The organism is Bacillus sp. JJ675, from assembly GCF_036963165.1.
GTDB classification, from domain to species: domain Bacteria; phylum Bacillota; class Bacilli; order Bacillales; family Bacillaceae; genus Bacillus; species Bacillus glycinifermentans.
Genome location: NZ_JBALMR010000024.1, coordinates 15,800 through 40,760, shown reverse-complemented (window position 1 = coordinate 40,760; position 24,961 = coordinate 15,800). Strand labels below are relative to the sequence as shown.

The window sequence follows — 24,961 nt, the reverse complement described above, 5'->3', positions numbered from 1 at the left end:
CTTTTGAATAGGGAGCTGCATGCCCCCTACCCGTTTTTGTCGAAACTTAATAGATTTAAATCACTTTCATTTGAGGACTTGGCAACGGACAAACGCGAGTCATTGCTATACTTTTCGCTGCCCAGCATCCCATACAACCAGCAGCTTTAATAATTGAATTTCCTGCTGGTTTAGAGAGCCCTTTTTGGTTTACTGGTTCCCATTCTTTTTCATTACCTCTCATGAAATTCACCTCCTATTTTTAATGTGGAATCACATAAATAGATTCCACCTAACATCACAATAACAATTCACTTTTGTCGAAGTAAGGGGAATTTTGTAATTAAATACATTTTATTCAAATTTTCTCATCTATATGTAATATTTCATAACCATCCAAAAGACCTTTTCTAATTATATTTAACTTCTTCCCCTTCTCTTGACTTAGTAACGAATATCTAAGTTATTCAAGGGGAGACAGAATGGAAATATAGAAACTGAATGTAGGGATTTTATTTCATCGATGGCAGGTGTGGAGAGTTTTTTAACACGGGAGATCTAAAATCAAACAAACCATTTGCATATACAAATGGTTCAATAAGAATTTCGAAATCTTAGTTTATGTTAATAAAGGGCGAATCAAAAGCATTTAAAACAAATTCTGCGATTTCTGCATAAATTCTTTGACCCGGTATTTCATTTACAACTGAGATTTCATGATTAAACAGTATAATAGATACTTTCTAAACAAAAATGCATGTTGTACACAAAATTTACGCCCTTGAATTCAATTCAAGGGCGCTTTTTATTATTCCAATGACCCGATCGCAGCAACGACATCCGCTTCGCTGAACGTTCCCATTAAGCAAAGCGACTCTTCCGGTTTGCACGCGTGGGCTGCAATTTTTTGTTTGGCTTGCTCAATGTTTTCGACAATGCCCAGATCGCGCAGCCTTTTCGGAAATCCGAGCGCATCATATAGCGGAAGCAGCTCGCGAATTTCGTCTGTCCGTCCTTCCAACGCAAGCTGAACCAATATGCCGTAAGCGACCTTTTGACCGTGGAGCACATGATGGGTTTCCGGAATAAACGTCAAACCGTTGTGAATCGCATGGGCCCCGGCCATTCTGCCGTAGCGGCCTGCATAGCCGCCCACCGTTCCGGCAAGTGCGATGACCGCTTCCAGCACATTCGCCAAAGCCGGAGATGGTTCGCCTTTTTCGATGCTTTCTACAGCCTGCAGACTCTCGTTTAACAGGATGTCGCGAATATAGACGGACTGTCTGAGCCCCGCCTGAACCATGATCGACAGCGCATCCTTCGTCGTTCTGATGATCGCCTCAGCTTCATACCACTTCGCAAGCGTATCGCCGATCCCGCTTTTTACGTAAGCAATCGGGGATGATAAAAGCAAGACAGGGTCAACAAGCGTCAAATAGCTTGAACGCTTATGGTACTGCACCCCTTCAAAGTTCCCTTCGTCATCGTAAATCACACTGAGCGGCGTAGCTGCGGCGCATGTTCCCGGGATTGTCGGAATCGTCATCACTTCAATACTCAGCAGATCGGCGACTGCCTTCGCCGTATCTAAAACGGTTCCCCCGCCGATCCCGATGATGATATCCGCCGCACCTGCTTCCTCGGCTGCTTTGCGAATCGCACGAAGCGAACTGGTTCCCTTATGCTGAATCACCTTCCAATCAGCCGGAAGCGCCGCATGATTGGAAAAAGCCGCAAACGACTTCACGCCGGTGACAATGACAGGCTGCTTGAACCCCTCTAAAAACGCCGGGAGCTCCCGCGTGATTCCTTCCTTGCATATATATTGATTCGGTCCGCTTCTGACGATATCTTCAGGCTGCATGACACCATCTCCTTCTATTATTTTCTAACGCCAATCATCTCACTTTCTTTAAAACTGTGTCAAATTATATTACGAGCCCGCTGCCGCGCCGGATTCCAAAAAAATACATGTTTCATATGAAACATGTCGAAGAAATGGTGATGTTGTCATTGAACCAGCCGGCGTTTAGCCACGGTTTTTCAGACTGAAATCACAGTGCGGTTCGCTGTGCTTCGTCTTTCCATCACTCGTGCCGCTTAATTCATTTTTCTCACAAAACTGAACGATCTTGCCCGTTTTTTTGTTTTTTCCATAATAATATGTCATATCCGGCTCATCTTTAAAAACGCCCATAGATTGCGTTAAAAAATAGTCTTTGTTTATCACAGTTTTAGGTTCAATCACATGATTCTCTTTATAATTTTTTCCTGATGCCCTATTTCCGACAAATGCTTTTCAGCATCTGAGCGAACCCACGCATTCATGATCGGATTGCCGTGGTCTAGGACATAAAAAATTGCATACGGACCGATGAGCAATACTGCACTGATCAGCCCTAATATGACGTTCAGCCTTTTCATTATTGAATTCCGCCGTTCTCACTCGCCAGCTCATCCAAGCGCGCCATCGCTTCCTCTTTTTCAAACGTACTGTACCAGAGGTCATCATAGGAATCCAGAATCCGGTAATGATGTGAAATCAAATTTTGCTGCATACGAAAATCTCCTTTACAGTCAATCTCCCGCCACCATACCCTGCCGCCGAGCGTTTTCCCCTTCGGCCGGTCAATGCTGCGGTGCGCCACAGTTTCGACAACTTCCAACGGTTCGTCCCCCAGCACTGACTGCAAAACCTCACTGTTTCGAAATAGCGCGCACACTGCCACGACATGCGTCCACCCCGCAGTCGTCCTTCCCTTTTCAATTTGCACAAGCGTCTTCTTCGAAATCCCAAGAACATTCGCCATTTTCTCCTGCGTATAGCCGCTTTCTGTACGAATCAGCCTTAATTTTAATGAAATAAGTTCGATTATATAATCTTTGTCCACAGTATTCCTCCATCGCAATATTTAGTGTAATATTACACTTTTTGATGAAATATTTCAATCTTTCAAACCGCAACATCATACAAGAAATCCCTGAAAAACATGCTAAACTAAAACAATCAACAACACGACAGGAGGTCCGTCATGCGAGAGGAAACCCGGACGCTGATCCTTGATCAAGACCTGCAGGTTGAAGCCTATCGCTTCAAAGGAATCATGCAGAAGTTCCCGAACCACTTTCACGAATATTATGTGATCGGCTTTATCGAAAAAGGACAGCGCTATTTGCTTTGCCAGGGACAGGAGTATATCATCAACCCCGGAGATCTCCTGCTGTTTAATCCGCACGATACGCACAGCTGCGAGCAAATTGACGGGAAGGCCCTTGATTACCGCAGCATCAACGTCATGCCTGATGTAATGGAAAAAGCCGTGAAGGAGATAACGGGCGCCGAAAGCCTCCCTTACTTCACGCAAAACGTGTTGTTCCGCCATGAGCTGACGTCCAGCTTGAAAGAACTGCACGTGCAAATTTTGCAAAAGGAAAAAGCTCTTCAAAAGGAGGAGCTGTTTCTCAACCTTCTTGAAGAGCTGATCAGAACGTATTCAGACGTGACGTTCCTCGAACGCGCGCCCGAACCGTCTGATGAAGTCAAAACCGTGTGCGGTTATTTAGAAGAGCATTATACGGAAAATATTAAGCTTGATGATCTCAGCGGACTCACGGGCTGGAGCAAGTATCATTTGCTGCGGTCGTTTACGAAGCAAAAAGGAATTTCTCCGTACAGCTACCTGGAAACCGTGCGCATCAATCAGGCAAAAAAGCTTCTGGAACAAGGCGTAAAGCCGATCGACGCCGCCTTTCAAACGGGCTTCAGCGACCAAAGCCATTTGACGAAGTTTTTCAAGCGGCAGGTCGGGCTGACGCCGAAACAATATATGAAAATCTTTGAACAAGACAGATTGGAGATTGAAGGATGAATCATCGACGTGAAACCGCCGGACACCTTGCAGCCGTTTTAACGATTCTCATCTGGGGGACGACCTTTGTCTCGACAAAAGTGCTGCTCGAGGATTTTTCGCCAATGGAGATTTTGTTTTATCGATTTTTGCTTGGATTGATCGTCCTGCTCATCGTTCACCCGCGCGTTCTGAACGTACAGAGCCTGCGGCAGGAGATCCTTTTTGCAGGGGCCGGCTTATGCGGCGTAACCTTGTATTTCTTATTGGAAAATATCGCGCTCACCTACACATATGCTTCAAATGTCGGCATGATCGTCTCGGTGATCCCGATGATCACAGCCGTCCTGGCTCATTTCCTTCTGGACGGCGAGAAGCTTAAGCCGCACTTTTTCATTGGATTTGCCGCCGCTTTTACCGGTCTCTTGCTTATATCTTTCAATGGAAACGTCGTGCTCAAGCTGAATCCGTTCGGTGACCCGCTTGCCGCAGCCTCTGCTTTTGTTTGGGGAATATACGCCATTTTAATGAAAAAAATCAGCGCGTTTCGCCATCACACGATTCAATGCACCCAGCGCATCTTTCTTTACGGGCTGATCTTTATGATCCCGGCTTTGTTCCTGTTTGACTTCCGTTTTACGCTCAGCCCATTCGCTTCCTCCGTCAACCTGCTGAACATGTTGTTTCTGGGTGCTGGCGCATCCGCTCTTTGCTTTGTGACGTGGAACTGGTCGGTCGGGGTGCTCGGAGCCGTGAAAACGAGCGCCTACATTTATATGGTGCCCGTGATCACGATTGCCGCTTCGATTATCATTTTGCACGAACAACTGACATGGATCGCCTTTGTCGGAGGCGCGCTGACACTAACAGGCCTTTATATTTCTGAGATGAAATCCAAACCGCAGCTGAAGGAGGAGCATACGTCTTGAATGAAACAAAATGCGCACTCGTCATAGACGAAAGCCTGCCTGTCGGACTGACCGCCAATACAGCCGCCATTCTCGGCGGGAACGTAACAGACGGCTCAGGGATCGAATCGTAAAAGTCCCCATCCCCATCTTAAAAGGAAACGCCGGGCTTCTTCATGAACTGAGACAAAAGCTGCTCACCGACGAGTTCGACGATATCCTCCCGATGCGGCCCAGAGCTGTCATACATATGAAGCATATATCGAAAAATTCCAAGCTTCCGCTTCCTCCGATTACCGCTATTATGGAATCGGAATGTGCGGGGATAAGAAGAAGGTGAACAGGCTGACCGGGAGCTTGGGGCTGTTAAAATAAACAATTACGGGCATTGACTGCTGAATGGGTCAATGCCCTTATTTTTTTGTCATACGTTTGCCACCTAATAGTGAAAGCCTAAATAAAGAAAAGAGGGACCTTCTATGGATCAAATGGTATTGAAAACTCAGGAATGGCTAAACAAAACCTACAGCGGAAAACACGGCTACAACAAGGTGAAAGAGAACGGAAAACCAAGCTGGGAGACGATTTACGGTTTAACGAGAGCATTGCAGATCGAACTCGGTATCGCAGAGCCCGCCGATAATTTCGGACCGGCGACAGAGAGCAAATTTGTGCCGCTAAAAAAGCAGAAAAAAACTGAAAAACCTACAAACTTAAATTACATTCTGCAAGGCGCTTTTTGGTGTAAAGGAAGTGGATTTAATCCCGGCGGTTTAACGGGTAACTTCTTTGAGAGTACAGAGGATGCCGTGAAAAGGTTTCAGAGAGCTGCAGGCCTAGCCAAACAAGACGGTGTTGTCACTGCACAAATCATGAAAGCTCTGCTCAACATGAGCGCTTTTAAATTGCTTCGAAATGGTGATACGAAAATTCGTCAAATTCAGCAAAATTTAAATCGGGATTACAATGCTTATTTCGGATTAATGCCTTGTGACGGCGTTTATTCCAGAGAGACAAATAAGGCACTGATTTATGCTTTGCAAAAAGAAGAAGGCATGAGTACAAGTGTGGCAAACGGCAATTTTGGACCAGGGACAACAAGCAAATGCCCGACACTTAAACCAGGCGATTCCAGAACAAAGTTCGTGCTGATTCTTCAATACGCATTATATTGCAATGGCTATCCTTCAGGTGAATTTGACGGCGTTTATGATGCAGAAGTGGAATCTGCCGTCTCACGCTTTCAAAGCTTCATGTGTTTGCCGGCAACGGGAATTGCCAATATGGCAACAATCAAGGCTTTATTGTCAAGCTCCGGCGATACTTCGCGTGCTGCCGCGGCCTGCGACACTTCCACGGTTCTAACAGCAGCAACTGCAAAAACTTTGCGTAACAACGGATATAAAGTTGTCGGCAGATATTTGACGGGCAATGTGCGGACAAGCAGCGGCCTTAAATCAAAGGCAATGACCCCTGCTGAGCTTTCCATCATTTTTAATGAAGGTTTGAGAGTGTTTCCGATTTATCAGGACGGCGGCTACGAATCCTCGTATTTCGTGCAAAATCAAGGAACAACAGATGCGTATGCCGCTGTCAACGCAGCACAAGGGTTAGGCTTCCCATCAGGCACAACCATTTATTTTGCCGTTGATTTTGACGCGTATGATTATGAAGTAACAGACAAAATCATCCCTTATTTTAATGAAATCAAAGCAGCGTTTGACAAAATGCAAAGCATTCCGAATTCGCCAAAATATAAGATCGGCGTATACGGGCCAAGAAACATCTGTATCAGAACAGCCGACGCAGGTTTGACGGAATACAGCTTCGTCGCCGATATGTCGACCGGCTTCAGCGGCAACCTCGGCTACACAATGCCGAAAAACTGGGCCTTTGACCAATTCTACGAACAATCAATCGGCAGCGGAAGCGGTATGATCGGCATTGATAAAGATGCTTACTCAGGCAGGGACAAAGGTACTGCAAGCGTCACCCCGTCGTCAGATCCGGTCTATGACGCACGCGTACGCACATTGAGAAACATTTTAGCAAATATCCCGGCACTGAGCAGTATTTCTGAACTATTTACAACAATGTTTATTTTTGATAAAACTGAGACAGTTTACAAGTCGCTATACTTGGATATTACGTTGTCTACTTCACTGGTATTTAAAAAGCCAAGTGAAACATCACCGGGTACACTGCAAGTTAAAAACGGAAAGGTCGGAGCATCGATTACAGAAGTATTAGGAAACTCAAAAACATCATTGAGTTCTTCACAAATTCATTCATATGATGAGCTTTTAAAGAATATCGGTTTGTCGGTGCGTAACGGATATATCTCGGTAAACGTTTCACCTTCTGTTGAATCTTTGGATCTCTCATTAACTATATTTAGCAATGAAATTCCGGTAGTAGGCGATACAAAAACTGAAATGTCGGCTACAATTACCTTTAAAATTAAGAAGTTATATGTGTCACCTAGCAAACCAGTTGTAGCTCCTCAAGAAGCTTTACCAATCGATTGGGGAGCAGTTGGGGTTGCAGTTGGAGGAATTATAGCAGCTACTGTTGGTGTAGCAGCTGTTGTAATAGTGGGAACTGCAGCACCTGAAATCGCTATTGGTACGGCAGTGTCTGCTGTGTTATTTGCGATATTTGGCGAAAAAACAGCAGATTAATTTGTTTATTTAATGAAAGCTGCATAAATACATAATATAATGTATTTATGCAGTTTTTCCAAATCTTTAATATATAAAGTCTCGTGGAGGTATTTACATTGAACACAGACAAACAAGTATTCACTGCAACGCAAAAAACAGCCAAAACCCTTAAAACTTTCCGCGATAAGAGCGATGAAGAGTTATTAGCCTTTCTCGCTAAACAAGATTCATTAACCTTAAATCAGCTGAAAGTCTATTACTCTGATCCTTCATTTGCGCTTCATTATTTCATCAGTGCAGCATTTTTCAGTATAGTATTAGCTTCGTTCATTACTGCAATTCTTTGTGGTCAAGCAGATTCGATGTTCCCTTTTGTTTCCGGCATCTCCATTATCACATTAGCTGCCATATTTGTGGGGTGTTTCTTCTGGGTGCTTAAACAGCTTGTCACCTTGAAAAAAAAGCCGAGTCAATTCATTACACATTTTTCCAAGAAAGCCGAGTTTGCACGTATTGTAAAAATGATTGATTATGTTTTACAACAAAAATACAAAAAGGCATTGGAAAACATACCGTACCAATAAAATCTCATGTATTTTTATATAGGAGTGACAATCCAATGAGAAACGAAAAACAATTATTTCAAAAAGCTGAACATACAGCCAAACTCCTTGAGTCTCACAAAAGTGACGATGAGCTGCTTACATACCTTGCAAATCAAGATTCTGTTACATTAAATCAGTTAAAAATATATTTTTCAAATCCCAGTTTCACATTAACGTATTTTATTAAAGCCATTTTTTTTAGCAGTATTACCGCTGTAATTATGGCGGCCTTTTTATCTGGTCAAGTCTCCTCCTCCACCTATGACCTTTCAAGGCTATTTTCATTCCTCTTCATGTTCTATCTAATCTTCTCTTTTCTTTGGATCGCCAAGATGCTGATCTCCTCACGAAAAGGACCGATGCAAACGATCCTGCACTTTCAAAAAAGGGCGGAATATTCCAGAATCGCGGGTATGATTGATTTTATTTTAGATGAACGTTTCAAAAAGAAATTTGATTAAAAAGCAGAGGGACATGCGCCTCTGCTTTGGTTCGTCTATCAATCAAACTAATATAATATGACTAGAGGACAAAAGACATGCAAACAGACAAACAATTATTCGAAGAAACAAAACAAACAGCAGAAGAAATATTGTTATCGAAAGCCGAAAACGATGAAGAGCTGATGGCATACCTCGAAAAACAAGATTTATCCACGTTAAACCGGTTGAAAGTTTATTTTTCAGGGCCAACGCTGAAAATCGGCCATGTGATAAAAGCCTCGCTTTATAGCTCCTTCACCGCCAGCATTATAACTGCTATATTTACTGGTCAAGCCGTCTCCATTTCGTATGACATTGAATATACTTTTTTTCCTTTTATATTAACGATACTACTGATAACAAGCTCCATCTGGGTGTTCGGCACGATCACTAAATCGCAAAGAAACAAAGACCAAAACTTTTTACACTTTAGAAAAAAAACCAATCATACAAAAATCATCGGAATGATTGATGTCCTGCTGGAGAATAAATACAAAAACATATTTAAACGCAAAAAAATAAAGAAGGCATCCTTCGATGCCTTCCCCATCAATTACTCCATATTAGACATATTCTGTCTTCTTTCCTGCTCTGCAATGATCTCGTTGTCTTCGGCATTATCACGCGTCACTTTCTGCGTCAGAATCGCGCCTACCGCCACTAAAATCATCACAGCGATGTAATAGCCTTTTTCATTGAGCTGCAGGTTTTCGGCATTGTAAAGGCCGATACAAAATAAAAAAACGCCTGCAAAAAATGTGAAATATGCCATGACCGTAAAAGCCGTTGTATTTCTTCGTCTATACTTCTGCATCTTAATACCTCCTAAAAAACTAAAACTATTGTACTTGATTTATCCACCTAAAAGAAGAATGATATTCCTTTTTACACACAATTTAGTAAATATGTCACGCCATGATTACATAGACCTAGTCAATATACGGAAGGCGGGCCGCCTCTCGTCTCCCCATCGTATTGCTCTTCAATTTCAAGCCCCGAATCGAGCATCTCGCTTTCGATCTTTTCCAACACCTGTTCATTTTTTCCGTAATGTAATCCATCATAATGAAACGCATCATTCGGCTCCTTTTCTTCTATGGACGCCAAAATATCGTGAATATCGTTATGATCGCCGGAGATCGAGCCGAATCCCTGGTTCTGTTTTTTGTAGTTCACAAAACCGCTCGGCAGGTTGTTTCCGAGGTTGACGCATGAGGCGCCTTCAACTGTTCCGATCGAAATCGCTCCAATAAAAAATGAAGGGGAAAAACGTTTCACGGCCAACATCCTTTCGTCTAATTGATCGTATAAGGCACTGCTTTTCCGTTTATTTTCACTTCGATTTCATCGGTTTTCCTTTTTTTCTTTTGGTGAGGCGGTCTTTTCGGTTTCGGATGGATATATGGGGAGAAGACATTTCCCATATTCAGCATCCCGCTCAGATCCTTTATTTCGATGTTGTCGAGGTGAAATGCGAATTCTTCGAGGTTCAATTCCTGCAAATGAAGGTCTTTCACGTCCATTTTCAAAAATAAAGAAGGATGGCTTCGATGGTTGAGGGATGTCTCGAGTGTGTCGATTTTTTGAGACAATTCATCGAGTTTTTTTAGAATATCGTCTTGGCTCATATGCCCCATTCCTTTTTAATAACGCTTTTCCACAACACCTTTATTCTCTCTGACTTTATTATGCTTCCCCCTCACTGACCCAAAGCCTTCACGGATAAACGATTCGCTTTTTCTGCCTTTTAACATGTTGGTTCCGACAAATATTCCGGAAGAATTTCTGATCGCATTTACTTTTAAAGAACCGTATTTTATCGATGTCATCACGTTCTCCTTCATCATCGTTTATTTTTATAGAAAGGAATGGTGATCACCAGGACTCCCCTTTCAAATACCGCTTGAATCCTCTGCAAATCGCACTCCTCGGGGATCGGAAGCTCCCTTTTGAAAGGTCCGTAGAACCGTTCCCTGCGGATGATGACTTTCTCATTTTCTGAACCAAGTTTGTTTTCAATGATTCCTTCAATGCACAGTGCGTGGTTCGTTTTTCTCACGGTAAAGTCATCGGTGCCCGCGCCTGCCAAATCAACGGATATGATCAAGCCGCCGTTTGATTGAAGGATATCCACCCTCGGTTCAACAAATGGCGAGATCTCGTACAGGAGATTGGAAAAATCCTCTCCCAGCATCTCTTTCACGTTTGAATGAAAATGGGGTTTTACCATTGCTTAAAGCCTCCCGCAGATCTGCCAATCATTACATCTTTATTCATCCATATGTGCTTTTAACGAAAGTCATGCTAAAAGAATATCAAGGAGGCTTGTCTTCATTTCAAAACAAAATCAAGCTCTTTACACAACATCTTAAAGAGCCTGATTCTGAACTGCCGGTGAAAAGTTTAGGGAATTCATCAATGAGTCGACTCCGTCAGGGTCAAATACCGATGTCACGTTTGCTTGATTTAATACGTTTCCGGACAAGAAACCAATTCCGTTGTTAACTTTCCGGTGCGCAGCATAACCATTTAATTGATTCTCCCCGATGGCAATGACACAGTTTGTATTTTGTGAATTCACATTGACGGCGCCGAGTGAAAATCCAATTGCCAAACAAATCACCTTCCTTTTTCGAACCAAAAAGCAGCCTTTAGTGAAAATCGTTTATTTGACAGTCATTGTCATCATTATCAATCACAAGAGTCGTATTTTGGGAATTTTGAACGGTGCCGGTAAATCTCCCTTGACCGGCTATTCGCTTGCTGTGCGCGCTCCAGCCGTTCACTTCATTTTCGCCGACTGAAATGGCTGCACAAGTATCTATGACGTTAACATTGATTTCTCCGATATCCACTTCATTTACATTTCCTTCCTTAGGTCCAAGCAGGATGTTCGGCTGATTTTGGATCGGCGTGTCGACGATATCATTGTCCGTCACATAACTATAGTTGTTTGAAATCTGCGAATTGCTGATCGATCCGAAACCGTAATTGTTTTTTCGATGTGAAGACCAATTATGCGCATAATTGGTTCCGACAAAAATTCCTGAAGAAGTATCGATGGAATTTACACTGATTTGATAAACATTGACCTGATTGATGATTGTGTCACGGTTCAATTTTTTTCAGTCCTCGATATTTTTCGGTGATTGCATCTGAATTCAATACTTTACAATATGTTTTGACATGAATAAAAGTTCTGGGTCACTTTTCAAAGGATCAAAAAATCAAACTTTTTCACACTTCATCCGTATAAAGATAAAGAGGGGGAGAAAGATGCCAAATTCACCAGAACAAAAAGCAAACATTCCAAAGACCCTAAGCGAAAAGGTCTGGGATATGTTAGGCTGTTTATGCTATGCCGGGTCGATCGTCTTTTTGATCTTGATTTGGAGCAAGCTTCCTGAAAAAGTGCCCGTACATTATGGCGTACTCGGTGAAGCAGACCGCTGGGGATCAAAATGGGAGCTGATCATATTGCCCGGAATCGGGATGTTCATTCTCTTGCTTATGACGCTATTGGAAAAGCACTTTGAAATCCACAATTATCCTAAACGGTTGAATGAGACAAACGCAGAACGCTTTTATTTGCACAGCCGAAAACTGATCAATCAACTTAAAAACGTGTGTATCATCATATTCTCTTTCATTCTGCTCGAATCTGCCTCGATTGCTTTAGGATGGGGCAGCGGTTTTGGCAAATGGTTTTTACCGATCGCCCTATTTGCCGTCGGTTTTCTTGTTGCATCGAGCATGATCAGGCGCAGAAAGATACGATAGCTTAAAAAAGGTCCTCTGCCGGGGCCTTTTTTGTATGTTCGGCCGGTTTGCTGAAATTAATTTCCCCATGCCGGCCCGGCTTGTCAATATGAAATGAATAGAGTAATATATTGTTTAGCGATTATGGTCGACCGAATACCGTCGACTACAAAAAGATATTCAGGTGTTCATAAAGGAGAAGAAGCAACATGTCGATTGTGTTCGTTATGTTTTTACTAGGTCTTTTGCTTGGCTTTGTCGGGGCCGGTGGAGCCGGATTTGTCATCGCGCTGTTAACGATGCTGTTTCACATTCCGATTCATACAGCATTGGGAACGTCTCTGGCCGGCATGGCTTTTACGAGTTTATCGGGCACGTACAGCCACTTTCGCGAGGGAAATATCAAGCTGAAAATCGGCTTAACCGTCGGCTGTTTTGCAGCAGCGGGATCCTTTGTAGGAGCTAAGCTGACTTCTCTGATACCTTCAAGCTCATTGCATTATATGACCGCGGGAATGTTATTTTTATCGGCCATCCTCATTTTAATCAGATTATTCTTTTTGAAAGAAAAGGAAGCTGCGCAGGAAACGAACCTTGCCTTTTGGATCAAGGCCTGTTTATTGGGAATCGTGGCCGGCGTCCTGTCCGGAACGTTCGGAATCGGCTCTGCACCTTTTATTCAAATCGGGTTGATGATGATGCTGAACCTGTCGATTCGCCATTCCGTAGGAACGACAATGCTCGTCATTATTCCGCTCTCATTAGGCGGTGGGGTCGGCTATATTTCAGAAGGATTCGTCGATTATGTCCTATTGGTCAAAATCCTGATCGGTACGATGTGCGGCGCGTATGTCGGGGCTAAATTTACCAATGTCCTGCCGAAAGTCGTCTTGAAATCGGGTTTATTTTTAACTCCCGCCGTTTCGGGGTTCATTCTCTTATTTTAATTCAGTGCCCGGCTTGCGGCCGGGCATTTTGTTTATCCTGCACTTGGAGTGGTTATAGTGGGGGATAACGAAGGAACCTGTGGTAAAATACGAAATGAGAACGAATACGAGGATGAGAAGCGTGATTGAAAAACCAAAACCGTTTTATGAACAATCCTACCATGCGATTAAGCGAATGATATTTGAAGGGAAATTAAAACCCGGTGAACGAATCGCCGAAGCGAAGTTAGCCAAGGAGCTCGGCGTCAGCAAAAGCCCTTTGAGAGAAGCGATCAGGGTTCTGGAAAAAGAGGGGCTCATCGTCATCGACTCAAGAGTGAAGGTCTATCAGCCGACAATCAAGGACGTTGAAGAAATCTATTTTTGCCGGATGGCGCTTGAATCATTTGCTGCGGGATTGACGGCAAGAATTGCAACGGCAGAGGAACTGAAAACGATCGAAGACGTTTTGCAAAAAACGGAGGAAGCCATCCTTCAATCCAAAGATCAAAACACGATTATCGAATTAAATGATACATTCCACAACTTAATTGTCCAATATACAAAAAACAGTCTATTGCGGAAACAGCTCAACGATTTGGAAGGGTTAATTTATTATTTCCGTATTTTGAATTTTGAAGGAGAAAAACGGGCTGAAGCCATTTTGGAGCAGCATCGGGAAATTTTCCGCCATATGAAACAAAGAGACGACGAGCAGGCATCAAAAGCGATGATTCGCCACCTTCAGCTTGATCTTGACCACTTAGCCGAAGTGCTGTCTCATCAATAAAAAGGGCGGCCTTTCTTACGGCCGCCTCTCATTTCTAATAGAAAGAAACAAATTCATTAACCGGCTTGCGATATCCTCTCAAGCGTCGGTTGCTTTCTTTTTCTTTGCCGATCGTTATCATGAGGACGATTTCATGTGTATCCGGGATCTTCAGCAGATCGCGAACTTGATCGCTGTCAAATCCGATCATCGGGCAGGTGTCCCATCCCCGGTTCTTGGCGGCGAGCATAAACATCATCGCAGAAAGAGAAGCATTGCGAATCGCCTCTTCCTTCATGAATTGCTCCCCGCGCGACTCGTAAAAATGGGTATTGTTTTCGATCATTTCCTGCAGCTCAAAGTCCTTAATAATTCCTAAATCCCTCATGCCTTCGTTGATTTTTTCCGTTTGCCGGTAGGCGTAGCGGTCTCCCGTCACTAAAATCACGGCAGAGGCTGAATGCACTTTATATTGGCCGTTCGCAGCTTCCTTGACTTTTTCTTTTAAATCCTTATCCAATACCACTTTATACTCTGTGTGCTGCAAATTGAACGCCGAAGGCGCAAGCTTGATATCCTCAAAGATAGGCTCCAAATCTTTCACCGTGATTTGAACATCTTCCAGGAAATTATTTGCAGAGTGTCGCGTTTCGATAAGCTCGTTAAATTCCATTCTCAAAAACTCCATTCATCTATACTTTTCCGATAAGTTTCCTTATTTATATAATCGGCGATAAGCTCCCTATTGTTTAGCGACGCTCGCTTCGCTGTTATGATACGATGTTGGAAATGAGGTGAACTCAGAGCATGAACATAACCATTAGAAAAATGGCAAGCGGGGATCTGGGCCGGCTGCCCGATATCGATGACAGTTTCGTCGTAGACTCGGTTCTGCTTCTCACGCTTGAGGAAAATAAAATCCGGTATTCGGTAAAACCAATTCAAAGCTACGAAAAAAGCTATACGGAAGAATCAGAGCCCGCTGATTACTCTGTATATCTCGATAATCCCGATCAAGCCGTTTATTTGGCGTTTGCCGGCAATCAGCCTGCAGGACTTGCCGCAGTCAAACGGAACTGGAATGAATATGCCTATATCGAGGACATCAAAGTCGATTCAGCGTTTAGACGCAATGGAATCGGGCGGAGACTAATGGAGCAAGTCAAACGCTGGGCGCAGGAAAAAGGCCTGGCGGGGATCACGCTGGAAACGCAGAACAACAATGTGAAAGCATGCAAATTTTATGAAAGCTGCGGATTTGAAATCGGCGGGTTTGATCTATGCTTATATAAAGGGATGGATCAACATCAAGATGAAATCGCGCTTTACTGGTATTTGACGTTTTAAATCTAAAAAAGAGTGATGAACATCGATTGTTCATCACTCTCTTGCTTTATTCTTCGCTCTTTTTTCTGCCAAACGGCCACCAGTTGCCTTCTCCGAACGTCACAGTGATCGCCGGAATCAACAGCGGCAGGATGACGAGTCCGTATAACAGAAGGCCGACAATGACGACTGTCGCCACTTGCATCAGCGTATTGACCCCTGATGGCATCATGGCGGCGAATGTACCTGCCAAAATAACGGCTGCCGTCATAATCACAGACCCCATCTTGCTCATGGACTTTACGATGCCCTGGCTGATGCCGAGGTGCACCTCTTCCTTAAACCGGTCAAGCAGGAAAATCGAATAATCCACCCCTAAAGCGATCAGGATCACAAAGCTGAAGAATGGAACGGCCCAGCTGACCCCGTCGTCGCCCATGACCCGGACAAAAATCAGCTCCGTAATCGATATCGACGTGTAATATGTGATAAACAGAGACGCAATCATATAGATGGGCATGATCATGGAACGGAACAAAATCGTCAGCACCGCAAACAAACCTATGACCATAATCGCCATCGTGCGGGATAAGTCTGTCGTCGACAGCTCTTTTAAATCGGCGTTCTGACTGGAGACTCCGCCGTACGCAATCGTTGCATCCTTCAATGGAGTGCCTGAGACTTCATCGGCGACGGCTTTTTTGATCTGATTAACCGTTGTAATGGCCTGTTCCGAATACGGGTTGATGTCGAGCACCACGCTTAATTGAACGCCTTTTTCGTCCGAAAATGAATAATTGTCGATCGACTTCTTAAATTCTTTGTTTTTCATGACCTGGTCAGAAATGAATATCCCCGTATCCTTCACTGCAGAGCTTTTGCTCATATCCTTCAGCATATCAGCGGAAGCCGTGATGCCGCCAGTCACTTTTGAAAGACCGGCATTTGCACTCTTCACACCGTCTGCAAGCTTGCCTAAGCTTGCTTTCAGCGTTCCGGCCTGCTGTTTTTGTCCTGCAAGCTGCTGATCGGCTTGCTCAAGCCCGCTTTGAATCTGTCCAAGCTGGCCGCTGATTGCAGTCAGCTGAGGCACCGACTGTGCGGTGCTGCCCGTTTGAGCCATCTGTTTGCTGATGAGCTGGAGCTGGCTGTTGATTTTTCCTAACCCATCGGCTGCATCCCCCAGCGAACCGCCCGATTGTCCGCTCCCGGCAGAATCTGCGGCTTGCCCCGCGATTTGTCTTAGGCCCGCTTCTACATCAGTTAAACCTTTTTGAACATCGCCGAGGCCTTTTGTCGCTTTATCAAGTCCGTCTGAAACCGCCCCAAGCTGGTGATCAATCGACAGGTCTTCAATTTCCTTTCCCGTCGGCTGCGTGATCGTCATCACCGAATCGACGTGATCCACCTTCTCAACGGCTTTGCTGACGTTCCCGAGATAAGGAATCGTTTCAGCCGTCGTCAGCTTGTTTTCACCTTTGATGACGACATTCACCGGAAAGGCTTTTCCTTCTCCAAGCCCTTCTTTTATCGCCTCAAGGCCTTTTACCGATTTATAGCTGCTGCTGATTTCCGAAGTGGAATCGAAAGAAATTTGATCATCATACGTTAACATAAACGGAACTGTAATGATGGCCGTGATGATGATAAACAAGAACGGGCGCGCAACCGAATGTCTGCCAAGAAACGCCCACAATTTATTGTCGCTGTGTGAAAGCACTTTTTTGGACGGCCAAAATAATTTTTCACCCAGGGTCACCATAAACAACGGAAGCAGCGTATACAAAATGATCATTAATACGCCGACCCCGACAGCGACACCTACGGCAGATTGGAATATCGCAAATTTGGCAAACCCGAGAGAGGAAAAACCGATCAATACGGCAAAGCCGCTGATAAAGAGCGTTTTCCCCCCTGTGCGGTAAGCGATCAAAGTCGACTCTATTTTGTCATGCCCGTTTGCCAGCTCTTCGCGGAAGCGCGTCAGAAGAAGGATGCAATAATCCGTCCCGATCCCGAACAGGATCGCCACCAAAAACGTCTGTGTAAAACTCGAAATCGGAAAATCAACATGATGAACCAGGATCGCCAACAGCGATTGGCTGATCAAATAGGAAAAACCGACAGCGATAATCGGAACAAAAGGCGTTACGACTGACCGAAACACAACCAAAAGCAAACCGATAATTAAAAAGACCGTGATAACTTCGGTTTTCTTCAGCCCTTCCTCTGAGCTGTGTGCAAAGTCCTGATTAATGAGAGACGCTCCTGTAATGTATGCCGTCAAGTCTTCGGGAACGATTTGATAAATACGATCCGCGATCTTTTCCACTTGTTTATCCGATCCTGTGACCGTAACGGGAATGAGGACCGTTTTCTTATCCTTTGATATCAGTTGATCTTGTATCTCCCTGTCGCCTGAAAAAGGAGATGTAACGCCTTTCACGCCTTCGATCTTTTTGATCTGATCCGCTGCATCGCGCATGCTTTCTTTTTCGTCTTTCTTAAAGGCGTGATCCAGCGAAAAAACAACGCTGATTGTATTATTATTTTCCCCTGCATCTTTCAGAATCTCCTTTGCCTTCTCAGATACCGAATCAGCAGGAAGCTGCACCTGCCCCTTTTGATTCGCCAGCTCGGTCAGGTTCGGGGAAAATAAATTTAAGATGACCGTAAGTGCCAAAACGCATGCGGCAATGATCCATTTGTATTTGACGATCAATCTCATTCCGTCACGTCTCCTTTAAATTTTTGTTTTAACATCTTGAATATCTCGATAAAGGAATCCAAGTGCTCCTCATCTGTATCATCAATCACTTTTTTTAAAGCCTTAAAAATGGCCGAATCTAATTCTTCCATGACGTTTTCGCCTTGCTCCGTAATTTTGATAAGCTTGGAACGTTTATCGTGCTGGACAGGAGAGTCATCCCATTCAACGAGTCCTTTTTCAAGCAGCTTCTTCAGCCTGTTGGAAACGGCGCTTTTATGTACATTTTGTATGAGCGCAAGGCTTCCCGGAGTGGAAGGTCCTTTAATTTTTAAAACGGTTAATAAATCAGCCTGTTCCCTTGAAATGTGCTGAAACACATCCTGGTCAATTTCACGCTGTACAAATTCCGTGCCGACAAACAATACTTCTGCAAAGAGATCGATCGCCTGGCACAATTTCTTTTCATCCAAAAGGATTCACCTCTGCATTAGTTTACACCGCTAAACTTTATTCGCATGTCATATAGTTTATACCGTTAAACTATATGGTGTCAATATTTTTATTAATTCGGGTATTAGTAAACGATTTTGAACCTTTTTAATGAAATTAAATTGACTTGTCTGACATATAGTAATAATACAATTACTAAAAGACGGTGATATCCATGAAAGAAAAAATTGCAAAAGAATATATCGAATTGATCCCTAACGTATTCGCCGGGTTCAGCGAATTAAACAAAGATGCGACAGGGCTGACGCATATGCAAAATCACGTCATCGAATTTATGTATATGCAAAAAAGAGCCTTAAACATGAAAGACATCAGCACCGGGTTAAATATCGCAAAACAGCAGCTGACGAACGTCATCGGCTCATTGGAAGCCGACGGCTATGTGACAAAAGCGCCCGATCCTAAAGACAAACGCGCCGTCCTCGTCTCTTTGACTTCTCTCGGCAAGGGAATGGTCGAAAAAAAATGGACGAGGATTTATGAAACGTTCAGCGGCAATCTCAATAAATTGAGCGATGAAGAGCTCATCGATTTACACTTTGCGCTTCACAAAGCGAACGTATTATTGAAAAAGATGGAGGATTAAAACATGAATCAAAGAGAACGCGTTACAATCATCTGTTTGGGAGTGATCACCGGCGTGGTGTCGGGACTTCTGTTGAAGGATATGTACAAATGCCTTGTGACCGGCGTCATCGCAGCTTCCGTCATCACGCTTCGGTTAAGCATGAAAGCGAAAACGGAAAAAAGAGCCTGACTGACGGGCTTTTTCTTTATCATAGCAACCGCCGCTTGATCAGGCTGATTTCCGTCAATTTCTCCTTCCCTGAAAATGCCTGTTGCACAAACAGATTCTAAATTTTTGAACTCCTGAATGACCACAATGCTATAATTGAGAAAAATGTGAAAGAAAGCAGCGTGTGTACTATGAAGCTATCCTTTTTGCCTAAGAACGCCTTTATCGATCCAAATGGTCAGAATATTAAGGAAATCATGAACATTGTTGATCAAGTCGTCAAATTCGTCATTGAGCACGCAAGCAGCGCCGGGAATCACCGCACTTTGCCTTCCCCGGAATCATCGTATTACGGAGATATACCCGAGACTGGGATCGAATTAGAAGAGCTTTTAAAAAAGTTGCAGGCGATTGTAAAAAACTCCATAAATCCTCTAAGTCCGGATTATATGGGTCATATGGATTCCATTCCGTCTCTAATGTCTTGTCTGGGCGAATTCGTCAGCACTTCAGTGAACAACAATATGCTGAGCCTGGAAATGTCGCCTGTCTTTTCAAAAATGGAAGTACAGCTTATGGGCACCGTCGCCCGTATGTTTGGATACGATGACAACTCAGGGGGCGTGATGACAAGCGGCGGAAGCCTCGCGAATCTTCAAGCGCTTGCAGCAGCGCGCAATCGTCAATTGAAGGTAAAGGAATCGGGGTTATTCGGACTTACCGGACAGCCGGTTATCTTTGCTTCAGACGTCAGCCATACTTCCTTGCATAAAGCAGCAATGCTGTTGGGCCTGGGAACCTCCAGCATTATCCCGGTGAAAAGCAGCAGCGATTCGAAAATGGATCTTGACGATTTAAAAAAGAAAATCAGTCAGGCAAAAAATGAAGGAAAGATTCCATTTGCAATTGCAGCCACGGCCGGAACGACGGTAACAGGAAGCATCGACCCCATTCGATCGATCGCTGACACCGCAAAGGAAAACGGATTGTGGCTGCATGTCGACGCGGCATACGGGGGAGCACTCATTTTTTCAGAAGCTTACCGCGACAAGCTGAACGGTATCGAAATGGCCGATTCCATCACATTCAATCCGCAAAAATGGATGTACGTCGCGAAGACTTGTGCAATGGTTTTGTTCAAAAATCGCGGCGTTTTGGAAACCGATTTTCGCATTTCCGCCCCATATATGAACGAAACCGACTTTGCAAACCTGGGCGAAATAAGCGTTCAAGGCACGCGGCATGCGGATATCCTAAAATTATATTTATCGCTTCAACACATCGGATTAAAAGGATACAGGGAGCTGTTGCATGAAAGCCTCGCATTAAAAGACGAATTTATTAAGCAGGTGAAACAGCGTCACTATCTCGAACTGTCCGGCGAGCCGGATACAAATGTTGTATGCTTTAGAGGCGTTCCTCATGACGTTGATGAAGCTCAATGGGATCACTGGAATCTCGAATTGCAGCAGTTTTTGTTGAATGAAGAAAACATCTTCTTTTCATTGCCTGCATTTAGAGGAAGCCGCTGGCTCCGCGCCGTTTTATTAAATCCTTTTATCTCAAATACCCTTATTCAAAGAGTTTTTGAAAAAATTGATGAGTTTTATGAACAGGGGTAACAGACTTTGAAAAGGAGGAGAAATATGACAAATAAAGTTGGCACAGAAGAAGCCATTCAAAGATGGAACCGATTTGCCGATGCGTACGCCGCCAATCATACCGAACTGGGAGACATTCATAAAGAAGTGTTTTTAAATCCTGCTATTTTTTCTCTCATTGAAACGGTAAAGAATAAACGCGTGCTTGACGCCGGGTGCGGTGAAGGGTATTTCAGCAGGCTGCTGGCCAAGGCCGGAGCAGCTGTAACAGCTGTCGATTACTCGCCGAGAATGATCGACATCGCCAAGGAAAGAACGCCGGATGATTTGCCGATTGAGTATCGGCACGGGAACTGTGAAGACTTGAATATGTTGGAAGACAAAAGCTTTGACTTGATCATATCGAATATGGTCATACAAGACCTCGCGGATTATGAAAAAGCGTTTCAGGAAATGCATCGGCTGCTGACAGACCGCGGATGTTTTATTTTTTCGAGTTTGCATCCCTGCTTCATTACGCCGGAAAGCGGCTGGGAGAAATCGAAAGACGGCAAAAAGCTGCATTGGAATGTAGATCAATATTTTTATGAAGGTACATACGAACAAAGGTTTGGCGATCGGGAGAATATGCTGTTCTTCCATAGAACCTTGACGAGTTACATCAACACTTTGATTAAAACGGGCTTCATGCTGGAAGGCATAATAGAACCAAAGCCGTCAGAAGAGATGCTGAAAAAATATCCGTCATTCGAAGAAGATTTCAGATGTCCTGATTTTATCGTTTTTAAATTGCGAAAAAGCTGAAAAACGGAGCCGCTGCCGGTTTCGTCAACGGCCCGATTATTCAGATCCGCTCGCCTCGGCAAGTGTCTTCCCTTTTGTTTCCGGCGCCCATGCAATCGATACAATCAGTCCGATTCCGGTCAGGACAGCCATGATGATCATGGTAGCAGACACGCCTAAATACGTTAACGAGTACGGCAGGAGGAATGTTCCTATAAATGAGCCGATCCGGCTGAATGCGGTTCCCATTCCGACTGCTGATGCCCGAATATCCGTCGGGAAGAGTTCGTTTGGATAAATGTAATCCAGAACACTCGGACCTCCGGAGAAGAAAGCATAGATGGAAAAGCCGAGAAGAACAACGAAAATAGATGCGTTTGGAAAAATGCCTAAAATCAGCATTCCGATTGTCATCATGAAAAAAGACCATATGATCACAGGGCGGCGGCCGATTCGGTTGACCAGCAACAAAGCCGGGATGCAGCCGATTAAATAGAAGAAACTGATCACGACTTCACTGATGAAAGAAGTGTTCTCTCCTTTTAATCCAAATGCCCCTAAAATTTGCGGGGCAAAGGTGTAAAGCGCAAAGGTCGGAATTACTTGAAATGTCCAAAACAGCCCGATAAACAAGGTGCGTTTTAAATAAATGCCCTCAAACATTTTTTTAAAACGCGTTTTTTCCACTTTTCCGGTTTCATGTGAAAGGTCTACTTCTTCTCCATATACATCTTTAATGATGTCCTCAGCTTCCTCTACGCGGTTTTTGCTTAACAGCCAGCGCGGCGACTCAGGCGTTCCCCATCTCATGACAAGCAGAATCAATGTAGGAACAGCACTGCTGGCAAGAATCCAGCGCCAGGCGCTGTCACCGAGATTCATCAACAGAAAGGCGACGATATAAGATACGAGAGCTCCTAAATACCACATGGACATTAAGATTCCCAGCATTCTTCCCCGGTGTTTTTTGGGGGAAAATTCAGCAAGCAACGCTGTAGCAATCGGGTAATCGGCCCCGATGGCGACTCCCATTAAAAAGCGGATAATGGTTAATTCAAGTCCGCTATTGACAAAGAATTGCAGTACCGAAAATATGAATATAGCAATCAGGTCAAGGGTATACATCACGTGCCTGCCGACCAGATCGGTAATATAGCCAAATAATGCCCCTCCTACTAATAAACCTAAAAGAGCAGAAGCCCCCACCATCGCACTCCAAAATGTCGTCAGATCAAGCTGTGTCGTCATTTGTGTTAAAGCAACGCCAATAATCGTTAAAATGTAACCATCCAAGAACGGGCCCCCGCAAGTATAAATCGTCAATTTACGGTGGAAAGACGTAAAAGGAGACTCATCCATTATGGTTTTTACACTCATTTTACCTGCATGCCCCCTTTTTTTTTGAGACCCAAGCCATCTCAAGCGGTATACTAAGTATTTCTCCAAACCCCTTTTTTATACAAAAAAAGACAAGGGCCATTTATCAAATACCTTGTCTTTAGTCGTGTTAAACATGTAAAAAGCTCCTTACTGTTCAGAGCACCTAGTCCAAAATATACATTTTTGATTATATTGAATTAACGGGCCGGAAAGAGAGGGGATGAAATGAAAAAACAAGATTCACAAGACGTAATAGATGAACTGAATGCGATAAGCTCATGGATACAAACCTATGGATCCTATATTCAAGCAATTGGCCAAACGAAATTTTTATCTGAAAAAGAGGAGAAAAAAAAAGAAGGAATTGAATTGCAGATAAAAGGAAATTTGATTCAGGCGTTAGGCAACGGCATTCAGGCTGCTTTGGCTGAAATACAAGGAAAGAATGAAAAAGACAAAAAAGGGGTCGCTTTGGATGTTTTAGGCCCGCTGATCCAATCAATCGGAAATGGAATCGAAGCCGCAGCAGAAAGCGATTAATTTTTGCATCATTCCGTCCACCCGAATACCTCTCTTTTCCGAAACTGCTCAATCCCCGGAAAAATGATAAGGACATGTTTATCGCCTATTCCGCAACTACCCATATCAGCATACATTATCTCAAAAAGGGGGAGATATTAAATTGGATATCAGCTACCATCAAGCTCCTGATTATGTTCCTCACCTTCAACCAGATCTATATCCAGACTTATATTACCGGGATCCCAACCTTAAACAGCAAACACTGACAGCCATAGATCCGGTTGTCAGACACGGATTGCGCGAGGCCCAGCATCTCGGTTACCGGCACGCATTAAGGGAAGCGGTCGCAATTGGATATTTGATGGGAAGAGGCTATCATTATCATAACGCTTGGAAAACCGTTGAATCTTGGTGGAGACCGCCGGGGACCCCGTTGCCTCAGCATCCGTACTAAGATCCATTCAGCTGTTTGAATCCCAAATCAAACAGCTGAATTTTTCACTTTAGAAATGGTCATCCCATCGCCGATCGGAATGAGAAGGGATTCTAATCGGGGATGGCTTGCCGCGGTTTCATTGAATGACCTCATCAATTCGGTCCGACGGTTAGATTCAGCGTCCTGATCTGCTACACTGCCGCCTGCAAGTACATTATCGGCAACGATGACCGCACCAGGCTCTGAAAGCTTGATGCAATACGCGAGGTAATTTTCATAATTTCCTTTGTCGGCATCGATAAAGAAGAAGTCGAATCGCTTATGATCGCGGACAAGTTTTTCAAGGCTTTCCAAAGCCGGTCCGGTCATATATGCGACTTGATCACCAAAGCCCGCTTTCGAAAGATTGCTGTGTGCCAGCTTTGCGTACTTCTCTTCTAATTCAAGAGAAGTTAACGTTCCTTCGCTGCCGAACCCCCTCGCGAGGCAAATCCCGCTGTATCCCCCGAGCGCTCCGATTTCGAGAACGCGTTTAGCCCCTGAAATCGATACAAGCATCGTCAGAAGTTTTCCGGACGAGGGAGTTACCGATATGGAAGGCATTCCGTTTTCTTTTATGGACGAAAGGACTTCCTGCAAAAGGGCATCCTGGCATGGAAACACTGAGTCGATATAACGGCTAATTTGTTTCATCGGGTTCAGTTCCTTTCTCACTTTTGTCTGAAGCCTCATTTCGATCCGATTCTTCCTCTGTCTTATTCGGTATTTCCGCCGCTTCCCCTTCCTGTATGTCAAACAATTGAATAAATTCGTTGATCACCATATCAATCGCTTTTAATTCACCGAAATATTTGCTGGATCGATTGAAACTCAGCCTCTTCCAACTGTTTCTTAATGGTCGAACGGTTAAGATTCATCATCTCCAAAAAAGCAATCGCTCTTCCCCGGCGGAACGTTTTTGGTCCGCCTTTTCCTTTTTTATGCTAAGCCGCGATGATGATGTCCCTCTTTTTTAAGA

General features: G+C 44.0%; 34 protein-coding genes and 1 pseudogene. 17 read left to right on the top strand and 18 right to left on the bottom strand.

Features of this window, described 5'->3' with window-relative positions; all coding sequences use genetic code 11:
• Window positions 1-55 precede the first annotated feature (55 nt).
• The 5 genes from skfA to V7126_RS07135 all read right to left on the bottom strand — a co-directional run bounded on the left by skfA (window position 56) and on the right by V7126_RS07135 (window position 2,870).
• Window positions 56-223 (bottom strand): sporulation killing factor, encoded by a 168-nt coding sequence (skfA, locus tag V7126_RS07155; protein ID WP_046129074.1) that lies wholly within the window; start codon window positions 221-223, stop codon window positions 56-58.
• A 564-nt stretch (window positions 224-787) separates the two neighbouring features.
• Window positions 788-1,843: an iron-containing alcohol dehydrogenase family protein gene (locus V7126_RS07150; protein ID WP_046129075.1), complete on the bottom strand. Its 1,056-nt coding sequence runs from the start codon at window positions 1,841-1,843 to the stop codon at window positions 788-790.
• Window positions 1,844-2,008: 165 nt separating this feature from the next.
• Window positions 2,009-2,227 carry a hypothetical protein gene (locus V7126_RS07145; protein WP_175075311.1) on the bottom strand — a complete coding sequence of 73 codons (219 nt, stop codon included), beginning with the start codon at window positions 2,225-2,227 and terminating at the stop codon, window positions 2,009-2,011.
• Complete coding sequence (locus V7126_RS07140) at window positions 2,224-2,403, bottom strand: hypothetical protein (protein ID WP_175075312.1); 180 nt, start codon at window positions 2,401-2,403, stop codon at window positions 2,224-2,226. Before V7126_RS07140 ends, V7126_RS07145 begins: the two co-directional genes overlap by 4 nt.
• The gene (locus V7126_RS07135) at window positions 2,403-2,870 is read right to left on the bottom strand and encodes a helix-turn-helix domain-containing protein (protein WP_175075313.1); all 468 of its coding nucleotides are present in this window, start codon (window positions 2,868-2,870) and stop codon (window positions 2,403-2,405) included. The genes V7126_RS07140 and V7126_RS07135 overlap by 1 nt, the downstream gene beginning before the upstream one ends.
• Window positions 2,871-3,011: 141 nt before the next feature.
• Between V7126_RS07135 and V7126_RS07130 the strand changes: the two genes are divergently transcribed.
• The 7 genes from V7126_RS07130 (at window position 3,012) to V7126_RS07100 (ending at window position 8,464) form a co-directional block, all read left to right on the top strand.
• On the top strand, window positions 3,012-3,848 hold the full coding sequence (locus V7126_RS07130; RefSeq protein WP_046129078.1) for an AraC family ligand binding domain-containing protein: 837 nt from the start codon (window positions 3,012-3,014) through the stop codon (window positions 3,846-3,848).
• Window positions 3,845-4,756 (top strand): DMT family transporter, encoded by a 912-nt coding sequence (locus V7126_RS07125; RefSeq protein WP_175075315.1) that lies wholly within the window; start codon window positions 3,845-3,847, stop codon window positions 4,754-4,756. Before V7126_RS07130 ends, V7126_RS07125 begins: the two co-directional genes overlap by 4 nt.
• A complete protein-coding gene (locus V7126_RS07120) occupies window positions 4,753-4,869 on the top strand; it encodes a DUF2000 family protein (RefSeq protein WP_236809523.1) in 117 nt (38 codons plus the stop codon). Before V7126_RS07125 ends, V7126_RS07120 begins: the two co-directional genes overlap by 4 nt.
• A gap of 127 nt (window positions 4,870-4,996) precedes the next feature.
• On the top strand, window positions 4,997-5,110 hold the full coding sequence (locus V7126_RS07115) for a DUF2000 family protein (RefSeq protein WP_335497385.1): 114 nt from the start codon (window positions 4,997-4,999) through the stop codon (window positions 5,108-5,110).
• A 104-nt stretch (window positions 5,111-5,214) separates the two neighbouring features.
• Window positions 5,215-7,416, top strand: a complete 2,202-nt coding sequence (locus tag V7126_RS07110) for a glycoside hydrolase domain-containing protein (protein ID WP_335497361.1) — start codon at window positions 5,215-5,217, stop codon at window positions 7,414-7,416.
• A gap of 98 nt (window positions 7,417-7,514) precedes the next feature.
• Window positions 7,515-7,982, top strand: coding sequence for a hypothetical protein (locus V7126_RS07105; protein ID WP_175075317.1), 468 nt, complete (start codon window positions 7,515-7,517; stop codon window positions 7,980-7,982).
• Window positions 7,983-8,017: 35 nt separating this feature from the next.
• Window positions 8,018-8,464, top strand: coding sequence for a hypothetical protein (locus V7126_RS07100; RefSeq protein ID WP_046129082.1), 447 nt, complete (start codon window positions 8,018-8,020; stop codon window positions 8,462-8,464).
• A gap of 574 nt (window positions 8,465-9,038) precedes the next feature.
• On the opposite strand, the gene V7126_RS07095 is transcribed toward V7126_RS07100, so the two are convergent.
• The 7 genes from V7126_RS07095 to V7126_RS07065 form a co-directional block, all read right to left on the bottom strand.
• Window positions 9,039-9,299, bottom strand: coding sequence for a YiaA/YiaB family inner membrane protein (locus V7126_RS07095; RefSeq protein WP_175075318.1), 261 nt, complete (start codon window positions 9,297-9,299; stop codon window positions 9,039-9,041).
• Between the two features lie 119 nt (window positions 9,300-9,418).
• The gene (locus V7126_RS07090) at window positions 9,419-9,763 is read right to left on the bottom strand and encodes a hypothetical protein (RefSeq protein WP_231947416.1); all 345 of its coding nucleotides are present in this window, start codon (window positions 9,761-9,763) and stop codon (window positions 9,419-9,421) included.
• A 17-nt stretch (window positions 9,764-9,780) separates the two neighbouring features.
• On the bottom strand, window positions 9,781-10,113 hold the full coding sequence (locus V7126_RS07085) for a hypothetical protein (RefSeq protein ID WP_046129085.1): 333 nt from the start codon (window positions 10,111-10,113) through the stop codon (window positions 9,781-9,783).
• Between the two features lie 15 nt (window positions 10,114-10,128).
• Window positions 10,129-10,314, bottom strand: a complete 186-nt coding sequence (locus V7126_RS07080) for a hypothetical protein (RefSeq protein WP_175075319.1) — start codon at window positions 10,312-10,314, stop codon at window positions 10,129-10,131.
• 14 nt (window positions 10,315-10,328) lie between these two features.
• Complete coding sequence (locus V7126_RS07075) at window positions 10,329-10,715, bottom strand: Hsp20/alpha crystallin family protein (RefSeq protein WP_175075320.1); 387 nt, start codon at window positions 10,713-10,715, stop codon at window positions 10,329-10,331.
• Window positions 10,716-10,853: 138 nt separating this feature from the next.
• Window positions 10,854-11,099 carry a hypothetical protein gene (locus V7126_RS07070; RefSeq protein WP_046129088.1) on the bottom strand — a complete coding sequence of 82 codons (246 nt, stop codon included), beginning with the start codon at window positions 11,097-11,099 and terminating at the stop codon, window positions 10,854-10,856.
• Window positions 11,100-11,136: 37 nt separating this feature from the next.
• The gene (locus V7126_RS07065) at window positions 11,137-11,604 is read right to left on the bottom strand and encodes a hypothetical protein (protein WP_175075321.1); all 468 of its coding nucleotides are present in this window, start codon (window positions 11,602-11,604) and stop codon (window positions 11,137-11,139) included.
• A gap of 157 nt (window positions 11,605-11,761) precedes the next feature.
• Here V7126_RS07065 and V7126_RS07060 point away from each other — a divergent pair, with 157 nt between their 5' ends.
• From V7126_RS07060 to V7126_RS07050, 3 genes are all read left to right on the top strand, one after another.
• Entirely contained in the window at window positions 11,762-12,265 is a 504-nt protein-coding gene (locus V7126_RS07060) for a DUF1648 domain-containing protein (RefSeq protein WP_175075322.1), read from the top strand.
• 188 nt (window positions 12,266-12,453) lie between these two features.
• On the top strand, window positions 12,454-13,191 hold the full coding sequence (locus V7126_RS07055) for a sulfite exporter TauE/SafE family protein (RefSeq protein ID WP_175075323.1): 738 nt from the start codon (window positions 12,454-12,456) through the stop codon (window positions 13,189-13,191).
• A gap of 112 nt (window positions 13,192-13,303) precedes the next feature.
• Window positions 13,304-13,960: a GntR family transcriptional regulator gene (locus tag V7126_RS07050; protein WP_175075384.1), complete on the top strand. Its 657-nt coding sequence runs from the start codon at window positions 13,304-13,306 to the stop codon at window positions 13,958-13,960.
• A gap of 34 nt (window positions 13,961-13,994) precedes the next feature.
• Here the strand turns inward: V7126_RS07050 and V7126_RS07045 are convergent, their stop codons facing one another.
• A complete protein-coding gene (locus V7126_RS07045) occupies window positions 13,995-14,612 on the bottom strand; it encodes a nitroreductase family protein (RefSeq protein ID WP_175075324.1) in 618 nt (205 codons plus the stop codon).
• Between the two features lie 134 nt (window positions 14,613-14,746).
• On the opposite strand from V7126_RS07045, the gene V7126_RS07040 reads away from it, so the two are divergent.
• Complete coding sequence (locus V7126_RS07040) at window positions 14,747-15,286, top strand: GNAT family N-acetyltransferase (protein WP_175075325.1); 540 nt, start codon at window positions 14,747-14,749, stop codon at window positions 15,284-15,286.
• Between the two features lie 46 nt (window positions 15,287-15,332).
• Here the strand turns inward: V7126_RS07040 and V7126_RS07035 are convergent, their stop codons facing one another.
• Both V7126_RS07035 and V7126_RS07030 read right to left on the bottom strand, forming a co-directional pair.
• Window positions 15,333-17,993 (bottom strand): MMPL family transporter, encoded by a 2,661-nt coding sequence (locus V7126_RS07035; protein WP_175075326.1) that lies wholly within the window; start codon window positions 17,991-17,993, stop codon window positions 15,333-15,335.
• On the bottom strand, window positions 17,990-18,445 hold the full coding sequence (locus V7126_RS07030) for a MarR family winged helix-turn-helix transcriptional regulator (RefSeq protein ID WP_175075327.1): 456 nt from the start codon (window positions 18,443-18,445) through the stop codon (window positions 17,990-17,992). Before V7126_RS07030 ends, V7126_RS07035 begins: the two co-directional genes overlap by 4 nt.
• A 194-nt stretch (window positions 18,446-18,639) precedes the next feature.
• Between V7126_RS07030 and V7126_RS07025 the strand changes: the two genes are divergently transcribed.
• From V7126_RS07025 to V7126_RS07010, 4 genes are all read left to right on the top strand, one after another.
• On the top strand, window positions 18,640-19,071 hold the full coding sequence (locus V7126_RS07025; RefSeq protein WP_175075328.1) for a MarR family winged helix-turn-helix transcriptional regulator: 432 nt from the start codon (window positions 18,640-18,642) through the stop codon (window positions 19,069-19,071).
• A gap of 3 nt (window positions 19,072-19,074) precedes the next feature.
• Entirely contained in the window at window positions 19,075-19,242 is a 168-nt protein-coding gene (locus V7126_RS07020) for a hypothetical protein (protein ID WP_175075329.1), read from the top strand.
• A gap of 170 nt (window positions 19,243-19,412) precedes the next feature.
• Complete coding sequence (locus tag V7126_RS07015; RefSeq protein ID WP_335497356.1) at window positions 19,413-20,843, top strand: pyridoxal phosphate-dependent decarboxylase family protein; 1,431 nt, start codon at window positions 19,413-19,415, stop codon at window positions 20,841-20,843.
• 24 nt (window positions 20,844-20,867) lie between these two features.
• Window positions 20,868-21,626: a class I SAM-dependent methyltransferase gene (locus V7126_RS07010; RefSeq protein WP_175075331.1), complete on the top strand. Its 759-nt coding sequence runs from the start codon at window positions 20,868-20,870 to the stop codon at window positions 21,624-21,626.
• A 36-nt stretch (window positions 21,627-21,662) separates the two neighbouring features.
• Here the strand turns inward: V7126_RS07010 and V7126_RS07005 are convergent, their stop codons facing one another.
• Window positions 21,663-22,898 carry an MFS transporter gene (locus tag V7126_RS07005; RefSeq protein ID WP_254416484.1) on the bottom strand — a complete coding sequence of 412 codons (1,236 nt, stop codon included), beginning with the start codon at window positions 22,896-22,898 and terminating at the stop codon, window positions 21,663-21,665.
• Between the two features lie 312 nt (window positions 22,899-23,210).
• Here V7126_RS07005 and V7126_RS07000 point away from each other — a divergent pair, with 312 nt between their 5' ends.
• Window positions 23,211-23,525: a DUF6944 family repetitive protein gene (locus V7126_RS07000; protein ID WP_046129099.1), complete on the top strand. Its 315-nt coding sequence runs from the start codon at window positions 23,211-23,213 to the stop codon at window positions 23,523-23,525.
• Window positions 23,526-23,667: 142 nt separating this feature from the next.
• Window positions 23,668-23,961: a hypothetical protein gene (locus V7126_RS06995; protein ID WP_046129100.1), complete on the top strand. Its 294-nt coding sequence runs from the start codon at window positions 23,668-23,670 to the stop codon at window positions 23,959-23,961.
• A gap of 27 nt (window positions 23,962-23,988) precedes the next feature.
• On the opposite strand, the gene V7126_RS06990 is transcribed toward V7126_RS06995, so the two are convergent.
• Both V7126_RS06990 and V7126_RS06985 read right to left on the bottom strand, forming a co-directional pair.
• On the bottom strand, window positions 23,989-24,636 hold the full coding sequence (locus tag V7126_RS06990) for an O-methyltransferase (RefSeq protein ID WP_175075333.1): 648 nt from the start codon (window positions 24,634-24,636) through the stop codon (window positions 23,989-23,991).
• Window positions 24,623-24,954, bottom strand: a pseudogene (locus V7126_RS06985) (hypothetical protein); the annotation flags it as partial. The pseudogene V7126_RS06985 and the gene V7126_RS06990, both read right to left, overlap by 14 nt.
• Between the last annotated feature and the right edge of the window lie 7 nt (window positions 24,955-24,961).